We start from the raw sequence: 15,051 nt of genomic DNA, 5'->3' as shown, positions 1-15,051 counted from the left end.
CTAGTGGTTGCGCCATCCCATCAACTGTTCGATCCTTGCGGCCGACGTTTTGACGCGGTCTGCGTAGCCGGTCTTGTCGGCCATGACTTTCTGCTCGGGAAGAACAATCGAAATCGTCGCAACGCAGTCTCCGCGATTGTCGACGATCGGCGAGGCGATGCAGGCGACGGAGTAATCGGACTCACCCGCCTGGATCGACAGACGCTCTTCAAAGGCCTTGCGCGCAGCATCCGAAAGGCTTTTGGCGTCGATGGTGGCGCGGCCCGTCGGCGAGATGCGGGCTCCCCGTTTGAACAGGTCGATGCGTTGCTCTTCCGGCATATGACCCACCAGAAGGCGGCCCGAAGCCGTCCAGTTCAGCGGCACGCGCGTCCCCACGCGCGAGGCAACCTGGAAATGGCTGGGGCCATCGGCCATGGCGAGCACCAGCATATGTTCGTCGTCCCGCCCGCAAACCTGCACCGTTTCACCGGCCTCGCGGCAAAGATCGTGCATTTCATGCATGGCAACGCTCATGAAATCGAGCGAGCGCGCATAGGCGAGACCGTAATGATAGAGGCGGGCGCCAAGCCAGATACTGCCATCATCGTTGCGCGCCAGCATGTTCTTTTCCACAAGGTCGTCGATGATCGCATAGATCGTCGAAAGCGGAGCCTTGACCGCCTTGGCGATGGCGTAGGCACCCGCCGGAGCGCCGGTTTCGTACAGATAGTCGATCACCTGAATGGCGCGGTCGATGCCGCTCACGCGCGAGCGTCGCGCCTTGCCGCCTTCCTCGGACGAGGAAAGCTCGGAGGCTTCAGCAGATGAAGACGTCATATCCAATTTACGCTCCCGCAGATCAAAGAACCTATTGCGTTATTATGGCATAGCCTCTCGCGGGGCAACAGAAATCACGGCCAGACAGGCTGGCAGACTGGAGAAATATCATGTCAGACGATATCCGCACGAAGATCGGTCTTCGCCCCGTCATCAACGTTTCCGGCACCATGACGAGCCTCGGCGCGTCGATCGTGGTTCCCGAAGCGATCGAGGCTATGGCGTCTATCCTGCCGCAATTCGTGGAAATCAATGATCTGCAGCGCAAGGCAAGTGCCATCATTGCTCGGCTGACGGGCGGTGAAGCCGGTTTCGTGACGGCGTCCTGCTCCGCCGGCATTAGCCTCGCGGTTGCCGGCACCATCACTGGCCCAGACCTTCTGGCGATCGAAAAACTGCCGGAGACCTCGACCCCGAAGAACGAGGTTCTCGTACAGATGGGCCATGTGGTGAGCTACGGCGCGCCCGTCGATCAGTCGATCCGGCTTGCTGGCGGCAAGGTGGTGATGATTGGGCAGGCAACGTCCACCCATCGCTATCACATGGAAAATGCGATTACGGACCGCACGGCAGCAGCCGTCTACGTCGTCTCCCACCATGTCGTGGATTATGGTCTGCTCAATCTCAAGGAGTTTGTCGAGATCGCGCATGCCAAGGGCGTGCCGGTGATTGTCGATGCCGCATCCGAATACGACCTGCGGATCTTCCTGGAGCAGGGCGCGGACATGGCGCTCTACTCCGGCCACAAGTTCTTGGGTGGCCCAACCTCCGGCATCGTAGCCGGCAAGAAGGAGCTCGTGCGCAATGCCTTCCTGCAGAATATGGGCATCGGCCGCGGCATGAAGGTTGGCAAGGAAAGCATTTTCGGCGTCATGGCTGCGCTCGAGGCTTGGGAGAAGCGGGATCACGCAGCTGTTCGCGAGCGCGAAACCAGCTATCTCCACCTGTGGAAGGAGACGCTTGCCGATCGCCCCGGCATCACCGCCTTGATCGAGCCCGATCCGACCAACAATCCCCTTGATCGAATGCGGGTGATCGTCTCTCCGCAGGAAGCCCACATCACCGCCTGGGATCTCGCAGCACGGCTTCGCAGTGGCCCGACGCCGATCATCGTGCGCGATCACGAGGTGGAGCACCATTACTTCTATCTCGATCCCTGCAATCTCCACCCCGGCCAGGAACGCATCGTTGCGGCACGGCTGGCTGAAGAGCTCGATAAAGCGCGTGCCTCAAACGAGGTCATCGCCACGCCGTTCGAGGATTTGAGCCGTCATCGTTTCGATGGTGCCTTGCGCTGGCCCGACTGAGCAAGCGTTCGGACCGAAAGGACCGCATAGCCTGCCACTCCAACGATTTGACAAGGAACGACAATGATGATGTCCAACGCCCTGAACAAGACCGTGACTGCACCGGCCACCGGCCCGGTTCTCGCCGTTGAAAATCTGAGAACATCCTTCCTTGTCGATGGTGCCTGGAAGCCGGTGGTGCGCGATATCTCTTTCACGGTGATGCCTGGCGAGACAGTCGCGATTGTTGGCGAAAGTGGTTCCGGCAAGTCGGTCACATCGCTCTCCATCATGCGCCTGCTCCAACCGGACATGAGCAAGATTGAAGGCAAGGTCATGCTGGGTGGGCGTGATCTTCTTGGGTTGCCCGAGCATGAGATGCGCAAGGTTCGTGGCAATGATGTCGCGATGATCTTCCAAGAGCCGATGACGAGCCTGAATCCCTTGCTCACCATCGGTGACCAGATCTCCGAAGCCTTGCTCTCGCACTTGCCGATGAGCAAGGCGGATGCCCGTGCCGAAACCATCCGCATCCTGGAGAAGGTGCGCATTCCCTCTGCCGCCTCTCGCTTCGATGAGTATCCGCACCGATTTTCCGGCGGCATGCGCCAACGCGTCATGATCGCCATGGCGCTTGCAACCAAGCCGGCACTGCTGATTGCCGATGAGCCGACCACGGCCCTTGACGTGACCATTCAGGGACAAATCCTCGACCTGATCAAAATGCTGCAGGAGGAAGAAGGGACATCCGTTCTGTTCATCACCCACGATATGGGGGTTGTCGCCGAAATCGCCGACCGGACCGTCGTGATGTATCGGGGCGAGCAGGTGGAAACGGGCCCGACCGCCGATATTTTTCATCGTGGCCAACATCCCTATACCCGTGCGCTCTTGTCCGCTGTGCCCGTGCTTGGCTCTATGCAGGCCCATCAAAGACCTCTGCGCTTTCCCGTAGTGGACGTGAAGACAGGTCATTCCGATGTGCCTGTGGAAGTGAAGGACACGGTCGTTGAAGGACGGCCAGTGCTGGAGGTACGCAATCTCACCAAGCGCTTCGACATTCACTCCGGCCTCTTTGGTACGCTCACCGGCCGCGTCCACGCGGTAGAGAATGTCTCCTTCGATCTTCAGGCAGGTGAAACACTTTCCCTCGTCGGCGAATCCGGATGCGGCAAGTCGACGACAGGCCGGGCTATCATGCGCCTGATCGAACCGAATAGCGGCTCTGTTATCGTGGAAGGCCGCGATGTACTGGCGATGAGCAAGCAGGATATGCGCGAGATGCGCAAATCCGTGCAGATGATTTTCCAGGATCCGTTTGCCTCGCTTAACCCGCGCATGACCGTCGGCGCGGCCATTGCCGAGCCCTTTCTCGAGCATAAGATGGGTAGCGCGAAAGAGGCGAAAGATGTCGTGGCCGACATGCTGACGAAGGTTGGTCTGACGCCTGATATGGCAGGGCGATACCCGCATGAATTTTCCGGCGGGCAGAGACAGCGTGTCTGTATCGCACGCGCATTGGCTCTGAAGCCAAAGGTGATCGTCGCCGACGAAAGTGTGTCGGCATTGGATGTGTCGATCAAGGCGCAAGTGATCAATCTGATGCTCGACCTTCAGCAAAGCCTTGGACTGTCGTTCCTGTTCATCTCCCACGACATGGCCGTGGTGGAACGTGTCAGCCACCGCGTCGCCGTGATGTATCTGGGGGAGATTGTCGAGATCGGCCCTCGTGCCGCCGTGTTCGGTAATCCGCAGCACCCATATACCAAGAGGCTTATGGCGGCTGTGCCGGTTCCTGACCCGGAACGCAGACGCGTCAAAAGCGCGGCTGTTGTCGAGGAACTGAAAAGTCCCATACGCCCAGTCGAGTACAAGGTTATGCCTGCTCGGTTTCGTGAAGTGTCGAAGGGCCACCTTGTGGCTGAGAATTGACGTCTATCCTCTAGCTCTCTGGCTATAGGCAATCCAACTGGAGCGACGTCTCCTAAGCGCGCGTTCAAAGCTGCGCTATTCGGAGAGTTGGCATTGAAGGTTTTTATACGGAGCATTTCGTATGCTGCGGAACAACAACGGTCCCATTGTGTTAGCTTTGGCAACTTGGGAGAAGAGTGATGAACGACACCTCCAATGAGGACAACAAAGCGGTCCCGCAAACATGGTCGGCGGATCATGGCGGAGGCGTATCGCCGCCGACATCGACCGGAACAGTCGATGAAGAGCAGGTGCACGAGCCCTCCAATGACTGGCCCGCCGCGGACGGTGTCGAGCATGACCCGGTTGAACCTGTACCATCTCCGGTGGAGGAATTCGATCCACCCAAAGGGGAAGATCGCCGCACGTTCCAGAACGGCGACACCGATCGCGGTTGAGGCGCCGGTCCTCTCTTAAAGAGCCTCTATATTGTGCGCGCAGTTACGCTGCAGATTGTGGAATCTGGAACGACAAGACCGGGCTTCTATACCCGGTCTTTCAGCGTCGGTTACTTCAACCATGCGGCGAAAAGGAGATCGGTCTGGCAACAATTTGGTCTGGATGGGCTGTGCCAGCTCCGCGCGTAACCGACGGGGTCAAAGCTTGAAAATTGCGACCTACAATGTCAACGGCGTAAACGGGCGGCTTGAGAACCTCATCCGGTGGCTTGAAGAAAGGTCGCCTGACATTGTTTGTCTTCAGGAGCTTAAGGCTCCCCAGACCAAGTTTCCCGTCAAGGCAATAGAGGCGGCTGGCTATGGTGCTGTCTGGCTGGGGCAGAAAGCCTGGAACGGCGTGGCGATCCTAGCAAAAGATCAGGAACCGCATCTTACCAGACGGGCGCTGCCGGGCGATAACAAGGACGATCAGAGCCGCTACATCGAAGCGATTGTCGATGGCAACCTGATCGGCTGTCTTTATGCCCCGAACGGCAATCCCTATCCCGGACCAAAATTCAATTACAAACTCAGATGGTTCAAACGGTTGCGGACCTACGCTGCCGAACTCCTTGAACTCAATGTGTCTTCGATCCTCGTCGGAGATTACAATGTGATGCCGACGGAACTCGACGTCTACAAACCGGAGCGATGGAAAAACGACGCGCTCTTTCGTATCGAAGTGCGAAACGCTTTCAAGGCGATTGGCGAGCAGGGTTGGACGGATGCTTTGAGACATCTTCATCCCGACGAGCAGATCTTTACATTCTGGGACTATTTCAGGAACGCTTTTGGCCGAAATGCAGGGCTCAGGATCGACCACTTCCTTCTCAGTCCCGAAGCCGCTGGTCGCCTCGTCGCCGCAGACGTCGACAAGCATGTGCGAGGGTGGGATCACAGCAGTGACCACGCACCGGTCTGGATCGAGCTTAAAGATCAGTCTCTTAAGTGAGCGTCCTCGCTGACTGGATTAAGCTCTATCTCTGCGGATCCGCGGAACGTTTCTGCTTCACGTTTCACGAGGAATCCTAATCCATCAAGGCGTGGGCGACGCTTTGCGGATGAGCCGGTCGGCATCGCCATTCCCATTTTAAAGCCGGGCGCTCGGCAATTTTCCAAGCACGATCAAAAACTCGGGCACCGCAGCTTGACGGGTTCAAAAAATGAAGATTATGTTAATCGGTAAGATGTCAGACCAATTTATGAGTGCTGACGTTGCGGGGGCAGATGGATCAGACACTCGAAAAGCATGTGATGAGCCCGCTGCCGGTCATCGACCGGGTACGGCAGGTCGAGGCTGCGCTTGTCGAGTTTGTCGAGCGGGCTGATCTGAAACCGGGAAGTCGCCTGCCTGCCGAGCGTGAGTTGATGTCCGCGCTTGGCGTCGGGCGTTCCACCATTCGTGAGGTGATCCGAAAATTTCAGGCGCTTGGCATTATCGATTCCCGCAAGGGCAGCGGCAATTATCTTTTGAAGCCCATCTCCACCGCCACCGTCCATATGCCCATTTCCATTGAGGCGGAGAGCCTGCGCGATGCCCTTTTGATGACGCTGGAAGTGCGGCGCGGGATCGAGGTTGAGGCGTCGATGGCGGCTGCTCGCCGTCGTACCGAGGACGATATCGAAACGATGCGTCTTCGGCTGGAAGAGATGGAGCGCGTTCATCTGGCCGAGGGGACGTCGGGCAAGGCCGATCTTGCCTTCCACCTTTCCATTTACGACGCCACCCATAACTCGCTGTTCAAGCAATTGCTCGAGCAGATGCGCGAAGGCTTCGAGCGCTTCTGGTCCAAACCTTTCGACAGGCCCGATTTCGCCTCTCGCTCCTTTCCGTTTCACCGCACCCTGTTCAACGCGATCGTGGCTGGCGACACGTCGGCGGCACAGCAGGAAACATTGAAGATCCTCGCGATTGTCGAGGAAGATATTAAGGACATGTCCAAATGAGCCAAGGCTCTGATTTTTTTGATGCCGCATCGCTCATCGTGGCTCATGACGAAACCCACGCTTTCGAAGCTGTGGTCCCACCCTTGGTGCAGACATCGCTTTTCACGTTCTCAAGCTATGACGAAATGGTGGCGACCTATCGTGGCGAAAAGACCCGCCCTGTTTACACCCGTGGGCTGAACCCGACGGTTCGCATGTTCGAAGAGATGTTGGCGAAGCTTGAAGGTGCAGAAGACGCGCTTGGTTTTGCCAGTGGCATGTCGGCGATTTCCTCTACCGTTCTGTCTTTCGTTTCACCCGGCGATCGTATCGTCGCCGTGCGTCATGTTTATCCGGATGCCTTCCGCCTGTTCGGCACATTGATGAAGCGGATGAAGATCGACGTGACCTATGTCGACGGTCGCGATGAGGCCGCAGTCGAGAAGGCGATGCCGGGCGCCAAGCTCTTTTACATGGAAAGCCCGACCAGCTGGGTGATGGAAGCGCATGATGTCGGGTCATTGGCAGCGATTGCCAAGCGACACGGCGCGGTTTCCGTCATCGACAATTCCTGGGCCAGCCCGATTTTCCAGACGCCATTGGCACTTGGCGTCGATCTCGTCGTGCATTCCGCCTCGAAATATCTCGGCGGTCACAGCGATGTGGTCTCCGGCGTCGTTGCCGGTGCCAAAGCCATGGTCGATCGTATCCGTGCGGAAGCCTATCCCTATCTTGGTGGCAAGATGTCGCCCTTCGATGCCTGGCTGTTGATCCGCGGGCTGCGCACACTTCCCATCCGCATGAAGGCACATCAGGAATCGGCGCTTGCGATCGCATCGCGTCTGCAGGCGCTCGACGTCGTGGAGACCGTTTGCCATCCGGGATTGGCAAACCGTCTTCCGCCTGGATTAAACGGTACGTCCGGTCTCTTCTCGTTCATCTTCCGGGAAGGGGTCGATGTACGGGCCTTCGCCGACCGGCTTCAGCTTTTCAAATTGGGCGTGTCCTGGGGTGGGCACGAGAGCCTGATCGTCCCCGGTGAAGTGGTGCTTGAGCAGAAGGCGCAACCGAATTCCGCGCACACATTCGGCATCAGCCCGCGCTCCGTACGCCTGCATGTGGGTCTGGAGGGCACCGAAGCTCTCTGGAACGACCTCGAACCAGCAATCAGAGCGGCATCGAACGCGGCCTGACGCATTTTGACGACAACAAAAAAGGGAGAACGACATGAAAAAACTGGTAGCAGCAGCATTCTTTACCGCGATGATGGCCGGAACGGCGCTTGCCGACACGACGCTCAAACTCGTGGAGGTCATCACCAGCCCCGAGCGTACCGAGACGCTGAAAAGCCTCGTCGGCAAGTTCGAGGCCGCCAATCCGGGCACGAAGGTCGAAATCATATCGCTTCCATGGAACGAAGCCTTCCAGAAGTTCGCCACCATGGTATCGGCTGGCGATGTTCCGGACGTGATGGAAATGCCCGATACATGGCTGTCGCTCTATGCCAATAACGGCATGCTCGAGAGCTTGGAGCCCTATCTGGCAAAGTGGCAGTACACTTCGGATCTGACGCCACGCGCATTGGAGCTTGGCCGCGATGTGAAGAACACCGCCTACATGCTGCCCTACGGCTTCTATCTTCGCGCCATGTTCTACAACAAGAAGTTGCTTGAACAGGCTGGCGTGAAAGAGCCACCGAAGACGCTGGACGAATTTGCCGAAGCATCAAAGAAGATTTCCGCCATTCCGGGCAAGTATGGCTACTGCCTTCGCGGTGGCCCCGGAGGTCTGAACGGCTGGGTCATGTTCGGTGCGTCCATGGCAGGTTCCAACGAGTTCTTCACCAAGGACGGCAAGTCGACATTCGACAGCCCCGGCTGGGTTAAGGGCCTGACCTACGTCGTCGATCTCTACAAGAACGGCTACGCGCCGAAGGACAGCGTCAACTGGGGCTTTAATGAAATCGTCGCTGGCTTCTACTCCGGCACCTGCGCCTTCCTCGACCAGGATCCGGACGCTTTGATCGCCATTGCTCAGCGCATGAAGAGTGAAGATTTCGGCGTCATGACCATGCCCAAGGGCCCGGATGGCAAGACCTTCCCAACGATCGGTTTCGCCGGTTGGTCGATGATGGCCTCTTCCAAGGACAAGGATCTCTCCTGGAAGCTAATCGAAACGCTGGAAGGACCTGAAGGCAATATCGAGTGGAACAAGAAGACGGGGGCGCTTCCGGTCCACACCTCCGCCGAGAAGGACCCCTTCTATGCGAGCGAGCAGTTCAAGGGATGGTTCGAGGAGCTGGCCGACAAGAACGCCGTGCCGACGACCATGCCGACCTACCTTCAGGAGTTTGCCTACTTCAAGGATTCGCTAGTGATCAAGACGTCCCAGGAAGCTCTTCTGGGTGATATCACACCTGAAGACCTTGCCAAGCAGTGGGCGGATTACATGACGAAGGCTCAGCAAAAGTTCCTTCAGTCCAAGTGATGGACACTGGTGGCGTACCTTTCCGAGTGCGCCACCTTCTTGCCGGTATGAACTTTGAAGCGCGGCGAGCGCGCATATGCGCTGCCGCTTCAAGCCCTTGTTTTGTCGCATGTCGTTTTCGCGAAGCCTTCTAGTGCATTCGCGTGACATGCCGTGAAGTTGAGATCAGCGCGTGGCCTCCGGCCCAGACCCCGTTACGCTGAGGAGCAATTGATGTCGTCATTTTCAAGCGCCGCACCTAAGGTGTCGCGCAAACCTATGTTGCAAAGGCTGACTAACTCCGCTGAGCCATGGCTCTACAGCGCGCCAGTGCTTGTTCTTATCGTCACGGTAATGATGGTGCCGTTGGTGCTGGGGCTTTCCTATGCATTCCGCGACGTCCAGTTGCTCAATCCGTTTTCCGGCGGCTTCATCGGCATCGAGCACTTCAAGACACTGTCTCAGGATGCGGCCTTCTACCGCGCCTTGAAGAATACGCTATGGTGGACGGGCGCGTCGGTATTCCTGCAATTCTTCTTCGGCCTCATTCTAGCCCTGCTGCTCGACAAGCCATTTGCCGGGCGCGGTATCGCCCAGGCGTTGGTCTTCCTTCCTTGGGCTGTTCCAACCTTTCTGGCAGGCCTTAATTGGGCGTGGTTGTTTAACCCGGTGATTGGTCCGCTTCCCTACTGGATGACATCGCTAGGCCTCTTATCGGCGCCGAACAATATTCTCGCCGATCCGCATCTTGCCATGTGGGGACCGATCATCGCCAATGTCTGGTGGGGCATACCGTTCTTCGCCATCACCCTTTTGGCCGCGTTGCAGGCCATCCCGCGCGACCTGTACGAAGCGGCCTCTATCGACGGCGCAAGCCCGCTTCAGCGCTTCACCTCGATCACCTTGCCATTTCTGGCCCCGACGATTGCAATCACCGTCCTGCTTCGCACCGTCTGGATCGCCAACTTTGCCGACCTCATCATTGTTATGACCAACGGTGGCCCGGCCGACCGCACGCAGATCGTTGCAAGCTATATTTTCACCCAGGCTTTCAAGCGGCTGGACTTTGGTTATGCCTCGGCAGTCGCGCTGGTTCTGCTCGTGCTTCTGCTCGCCTACTCCATGCTGATCGTCATCATGCGCCAGCGCCTCATAGAGAAGGATTGATCCGTGACCGGCCGAATTTTTCTCACTGTCGCGCATCGCCTGGCAATCCTCGCTTATATCGCGTTCGCGCTTTTTCCCCTGTTCTGGCTGCTCAAGGTTTCGGTGACCCCGAACGACTTGCTGTATAGCGAGGGCGTGCGGCTCTGGCCGTCGCGCGCAACCTTCGAACACTATCGCTTCGTGATCGAAAACAGCGCTTTTCCGACATTCTTCAAGAATAGCGTGATCGTTGCCGGATCGACGGCATTTGCCGTCACGGTGCTATCGTCGCTCTCCGGCTATGCGCTTTCGCGCTTTCAGTTCCGGGGGAAATACTGGATCATCGCCTTGATGCTCATCACCCAGATGTTCCCCTTGGTGATGCTGGTGGCACCGATATTCAAGATGCTGTCACCCTTGGGCCTGACCAACAGCCTGACCGGCCTCGTTATCGTCTACACCGCGTTCAACGTGCCCTTCGCGACTTTCCTCATGCAGTCGTTCTTCGACGGCATTCCGAAGGATCTGGAGGAGGCCGCCATGATCGACGGCGCAAGCCGCTTCACCGCCTTCCGCCAGATAATCCTGCCTCTGACCTTGCCTGGAATTGCCGCGACGCTCGGCTTCGTCTTCACTGCGGCCTGGAGTGAGTTGCTCTTTGCGCTGATGCTGATTTCTGGAAACCAGAGCGCGACGTTCCCGGTCGGCCTGCTTACCTTTGTGTCGAAATTCTCCGTCGACTTCGGGCAAATGATGGCAGCGGGCGTCCTGGCGCTCATTCCCGCATGTCTCTTCTTCCTGCTGATCCAAAGATATCTCGTACAAGGCCTGACGGCCGGTGCAGTGAAAGGATAAATCCATGGCTTCCATCGAGCTGAACCGTGTCGCCAAGTCCTACGGCGATCATCCTGTCCTGCATGGTGTGGATCTCTCCATCGCCGATGGCGAGTTCGTCGTTCTCGTCGGTCCATCCGGTTGCGGCAAATCCACGCTGCTGCGGATGATTGCGGGCTTGGAGGAAATTACCTCCGGCACGCTCTCCATCGACGGCCAACTCGTGAATAATCTCAAGCCCAAGGACCGCGACATCGCCATGGTGTTTCAGTCCTACGCGCTCTACCCGCATATGAGTGTCGCCGACAATATGAGCTACAGCCTGCGATTGCGCCGGAGCCCCAAGGAAGCGATTGCGGCGGCCGTTTCGTCGGTATCGAACAAGCTCGGTCTCGATCCCTATCTTGCAAGGCGCCCGAAAGCGCTCTCCGGTGGTCAGCGCCAGCGTGTTGCCATGGGTCGTGCCATCGTACGACAGCCCAAAGCCTTTCTTTTCGACGAGCCCTTGTCCAACCTTGACGCGCGTCTGCGCGAGCAGATGCGCGCGGAAATCAAGCGGATGCATGCGGATTTACGTGCAACCTCCGTCTACGTCACCCATGACCAGATCGAGGCCATGACGCTCGCCTCGCGTATCGTCGCCATGAATGCCGGATACGTCCAACAGATCGGTGCGCCGCTCGATCTTTACGATCGCCCAGCCAATCTCTTCGTCGCCGGATTTATCGGTTCACCGGGAATGAACTTCCTTGAAGGCCGCTGTGTTCAGAAGCCGTATGGAAGCTCAATGGCGTTGCCAGACGGTAGCCAGCTTCCCCTAGGCCGAACGATTCCGCTTAAAGACGGTGAGGCCATGACCCTTGGTATCCGTCCCGAGCACGTCGTCGTCGCACCAGAGACGGGTGGTGTGGATGCTAAGGTGGAGCTCGTCGAACCGACCGGCCTCGGCATTATTCTGCACCTTACGGTGCACGGACTTCCCTTCAAGCTGTTTTCGTCGGACCGTGCACTGTTGCAGCCTGGGGTGTCGATCAGCGTTGGCTTGCCAGAAGCCCGGCTCCACGTCTTCGACAGCAATGGCGACCGGGTGAACTAGCAAGCCCGCAGGCAATCCACCTACCAATGCGGTGTACAACACGCCGCATCGGCAGAGGGCAGGGATCCATACGAGAGCGGATTAAAGCGTGTCGCGATCTTTCAGATTCGCTCATACGCTTTAGGTCTTTGTTATCGCTTGTCGTTATCGCAAAACCACTGCACACTTTTGCGCGACATGCTTTAGTCCTTGGAAAACATTGTCGCGCTCTGCGAGGTGGAGACCATCATATTGTAGTCGTTATAGATCCACTCCAGATCGTTGGCGGCTTTGCGAGCATCGCCCTTGGACTTCTGCAGTTTTTCCTGAAAGTCACGCAGCTTGCTGAGGAGTGTAGCTGGGCTGGATTCAAACACGTGGAACGAGCCGGGATGCTCAGTCGCGTAGTCGTCGAATACCTTGACGGCTTCGGCATAGTCCTTGAGCGAGCTATCGTAGGCACCGAGATCGACTTTGGTCTCACCGCCGCTCGGTAAGGTCTCCATGACGGCCTGGGCCTTGATCATGATATTGCGCACCTGCCAGCGGGATTTCTTGCCCTCAGCTTTCTCCAGCGCTGCCAGTTCCTGCAAGTCGATTTGACGCTTCTCTTTTGCCAGAAGCGTGTCGGCCTCCGTCCGCGCTTTTGAGAATTCGTCCGCGAACTTGACGATCTGAGCGTGAAATTCTTTGCCGCCCTGCATCTTGTCGCTCTTGTAGTCCGAGCGGTCATAGTACTTGCTGGCCTTTTCCAGAACCGGTGCAAGCTCCTTATAGACGGCGATGAAACGTGTCATCGCTGCGTCGAGCTCTGGCATCTTGGGCTCAGCACCCGTTGCTTCTTCCGCCGCTGCAATCTCGGTGCGAACGTCATAGGGTGCGTAGAGGCCATATATGATGCGTTCTTTTCCGGTCGGACCCTTCTTCATGTTCACCCAGCTTTCATAGCGGGAAAGAGAGTCAGACGCGCGGATTGCGCGGTTCATAAAGCCGACATAGGCATTCATTTTCTCGACGGTGGCACCATGATCCTCTTCTCCAGATTGTGCCCAAGCAGTTGGAGCCAGAGCCATCGTGAATGCCAGACAAACAAAAAACCTTATCAGTTTTTTCAAATCTCTCTCCTTTATCAGATGCTTCCTCGTTGATCCGTCCGCCTTGGTACTCCTTTGCGTTGCAGCCGGAAGGTGCGTTTTTTTACCAGGGCTTTTTCAGAGAAGGTACGTTTGATCAGATCGGCGCGGGTTCTGCGTTGAGTGGGATTTCGCGTTCGCTTGAGGGTTGGATCGACCTCCCGCGAGGGATCGGTCGCCCGTTTTTGGGCAATCTTCGGGTAGAAAGTGAAGGACAAGATCTGGTCGTTGTCATGACTGTGGTATCGCCCTTTAGTGGTCATGGTCCGCAGAAATGGGAAGCCATGATTCACACCGCGCTTGACGCGACATCGATACCGTTTCAGGTCTGCATCGTTGGAGCTGGTCCGGTCGGCCTTGCTCTTGCATGCAGGTTGGAAGAGCAGGGCATTTCCGTTCTCCTGGTGGAAGCGGGTGAGAGTAGTGAGGCAGGACGCCATGTCAGTGTCGCAAATCACCATCACGCACCCTTGATGTCTGCCACCGCCAGTGGCCTAGGCGGCACGTCTTCGCTGTGGGGAGGGCGGTGCGTCGCGTTCGACGACATCGATTTTCTTCAGCGCCCATACGTTCCCAACTCCGGATGGCCGATCTCCCATGAGGAGGTAAGCCGCTACTATGAAGACGCGCTGAAGTTTTTGTATGTCGCGGACACCGACTTAGGTGAGGAGCAAATAGACCGCTCTTCCGGTGACGTTCACCGCAACGCGATAGAATGGTGGAGTTCCAAGCCCAACCTTGGCCTGGAGTACCGCAAAAGGATCGAGCAATCCAAGCTGATCCATTTTCTCCCAGACACGGTTCTCAGTTCGATCGAGCTCGATTCCGAACGCGCCGTCACGCATTTGCACCTTCAAGGCAAAGCGGGGACCTCGCGAATTCCTTCTCAAAGGCTGGTGCTCGCCGCAGGCGGGATTGGAAACGTGCAATTGCTCCACCAATTGCACAAGGCGCATCCCGATGGCCTTTCCCCTGCTCTTGGGCGCTTCTACCAAGGTCATCTGACAGGCTACATTGCCATTGTAGAACTACAGGACGATGTCAGCGTCGATGCCCTGTCGTTTCAAGCGACAAAAGGCGGAGGCATCTTTCGGCGCCGTTTCCAGCTTTCCTGTGATGCGCAACAGCGCCTCGGCCTACTCAATTGCGTCTTCTGGCTCGACACGATCTCCATCTCGAATGCCCTCCACCATTCCGCCGGACTGTCAGCCGTGTTTCTCGCTCTTCAACTGACCGGGCTTTATCGCTTTTTCGCCAATGGTAAAGCCGCTGGCTCTCAGCTCCGAAGAGGTACGCGCTACCGGGATCATCTTCGCAATCTCGTCCCCTCGATGTCAGCCCTGAGGGATATACGCATGACAATCGGCCAACTGCTCCGGCGCCGTGATCGGAGAGCGCCGATCGTCAATCCCGCCCGGCGCTATCTGCTGCGCTACCATGCCGAACAGGCTCCCGACATGTCCAGCACCGTTGTGCCGTCGCCTTCGACGGAGGAGGATCACGTGGCAACGGTTGCGATCGATTATCGGGTGCGTGATGAGGACCTTGTATCGATAGAGAGGTCTCATGCTGTTCTCGATCGATGGCTGAAAGAAAGAGGGATGGGAAAGCTTGATTACCTGCACCCGGCATCCGAGCGGCTGCAAGCGCTGCGTGACCAGGCCTTTGACGGCTTTCACCAGATCGGCTTGACGCGGATGAGCACATCACCTGAAGATGGCGTTGTCGATCATGACTGCAAAGTGCACGGCGTCAGCAATCTTTTCATTGCCGGGAGTTGCGTCTTCCCTACGGGCGGGCATGCCAATCCCACTATGCCGGCCGTCGCGCTCAGTATGCGCCTGGCAGACCACTTGGTAGAGACGCTCAAAGCCAAAGACTCCGCTCAGCGGGTTGTTATTAGCTAATTTCCGTCTCCGTAGTGCACCATTATGCGAAGACGCGCGCTCGAACGCACG

At 57.4% G+C, this 15,051-nt stretch carries 13 protein-coding genes; 11 read left to right on the top strand and 2 right to left on the bottom strand.

Translation table 11 applies throughout. The features are described from left to right. Positions 1-819: an IclR family transcriptional regulator gene (locus QE435_RS01475; RefSeq protein WP_306929821.1), complete on the bottom strand. Its 819-nt coding sequence runs from the start codon at positions 817-819 to the stop codon at positions 1-3. 110 nt (positions 820-929) lie between these two features. Between QE435_RS01475 and QE435_RS01470 the strand changes: the two genes are divergently transcribed. The 10 genes from QE435_RS01470 (at position 930) to ugpC (ending at position 11,981) form a co-directional block, all read left to right on the top strand. Next, positions 930-2,126, top strand: a complete 1,197-nt coding sequence (locus QE435_RS01470; protein ID WP_349039958.1) for an aminotransferase class V-fold PLP-dependent enzyme — start codon at positions 930-932, stop codon at positions 2,124-2,126. Positions 2,127-2,195: 69 nt separating this feature from the next. Then, positions 2,196-4,037, top strand: coding sequence for an ABC transporter ATP-binding protein (locus tag QE435_RS01465; RefSeq protein WP_349041105.1), 1,842 nt, complete (start codon positions 2,196-2,198; stop codon positions 4,035-4,037). A 179-nt stretch (positions 4,038-4,216) separates the two neighbouring features. Next, positions 4,217-4,474, top strand: a complete 258-nt coding sequence (locus QE435_RS01460; protein WP_349039957.1) for a hypothetical protein — start codon at positions 4,217-4,219, stop codon at positions 4,472-4,474. A 205-nt stretch (positions 4,475-4,679) separates the two neighbouring features. Further along, positions 4,680-5,465, top strand: coding sequence for an exodeoxyribonuclease III (gene xth / locus QE435_RS01455; protein ID WP_349039956.1), 786 nt, complete (start codon positions 4,680-4,682; stop codon positions 5,463-5,465). A gap of 302 nt (positions 5,466-5,767) precedes the next feature. Next, a complete protein-coding gene (locus QE435_RS01450) occupies positions 5,768-6,460 on the top strand; it encodes a FadR/GntR family transcriptional regulator (RefSeq protein WP_349041104.1) in 693 nt (230 codons plus the stop codon). Continuing rightward, a complete protein-coding gene (locus QE435_RS01445) occupies positions 6,457-7,632 on the top strand; it encodes a PLP-dependent transferase (protein ID WP_349039955.1) in 1,176 nt (391 codons plus the stop codon). The genes QE435_RS01450 and QE435_RS01445 overlap by 4 nt, the downstream gene beginning before the upstream one ends. Before the next feature lie 34 nt (positions 7,633-7,666). After that, positions 7,667-8,926, top strand: a complete 1,260-nt coding sequence (locus QE435_RS01440) for a sugar ABC transporter substrate-binding protein (RefSeq protein WP_309769190.1) — start codon at positions 7,667-7,669, stop codon at positions 8,924-8,926. A 213-nt stretch (positions 8,927-9,139) separates the two neighbouring features. Further along, positions 9,140-10,072, top strand: a complete 933-nt coding sequence (locus tag QE435_RS01435) for a sugar ABC transporter permease (protein WP_349039954.1) — start codon at positions 9,140-9,142, stop codon at positions 10,070-10,072. Between the two features lie 3 nt (positions 10,073-10,075). Further along, a complete protein-coding gene (locus QE435_RS01430) occupies positions 10,076-10,906 on the top strand; it encodes a carbohydrate ABC transporter permease (protein WP_349039953.1) in 831 nt (276 codons plus the stop codon). A 4-nt stretch (positions 10,907-10,910) separates the two neighbouring features. Beyond that, positions 10,911-11,981, top strand: coding sequence for a sn-glycerol-3-phosphate ABC transporter ATP-binding protein UgpC (gene ugpC, locus QE435_RS01425; RefSeq protein ID WP_349039952.1), 1,071 nt, complete (start codon positions 10,911-10,913; stop codon positions 11,979-11,981). A gap of 182 nt (positions 11,982-12,163) precedes the next feature. Here ugpC and QE435_RS01420 read toward each other — a convergent pair whose 3' ends face one another. After that, a complete protein-coding gene (locus tag QE435_RS01420) occupies positions 12,164-13,033 on the bottom strand; it encodes a YiiG family protein (protein WP_349039951.1) in 870 nt (289 codons plus the stop codon). 5 nt (positions 13,034-13,038) lie between these two features. On the opposite strand from QE435_RS01420, the gene QE435_RS01415 reads away from it, so the two are divergent. Further along, on the top strand, positions 13,039-15,000 hold the full coding sequence (locus QE435_RS01415) for an FAD-dependent oxidoreductase (protein ID WP_349039950.1): 1,962 nt from the start codon (positions 13,039-13,041) through the stop codon (positions 14,998-15,000). The last annotated feature ends 51 nt before the right edge of the window (positions 15,001-15,051 follow it).

This window comes from Agrobacterium sp. SORGH_AS 787 (genome assembly GCF_030819035.1).
GTDB lineage: Bacteria > Pseudomonadota > Alphaproteobacteria > Rhizobiales > Rhizobiaceae > Agrobacterium > Agrobacterium larrymoorei_B.
The sequence above is the reverse complement of the archived record's forward strand: the minus strand, read 5'-3'. Positions and strand labels throughout refer to the sequence as shown.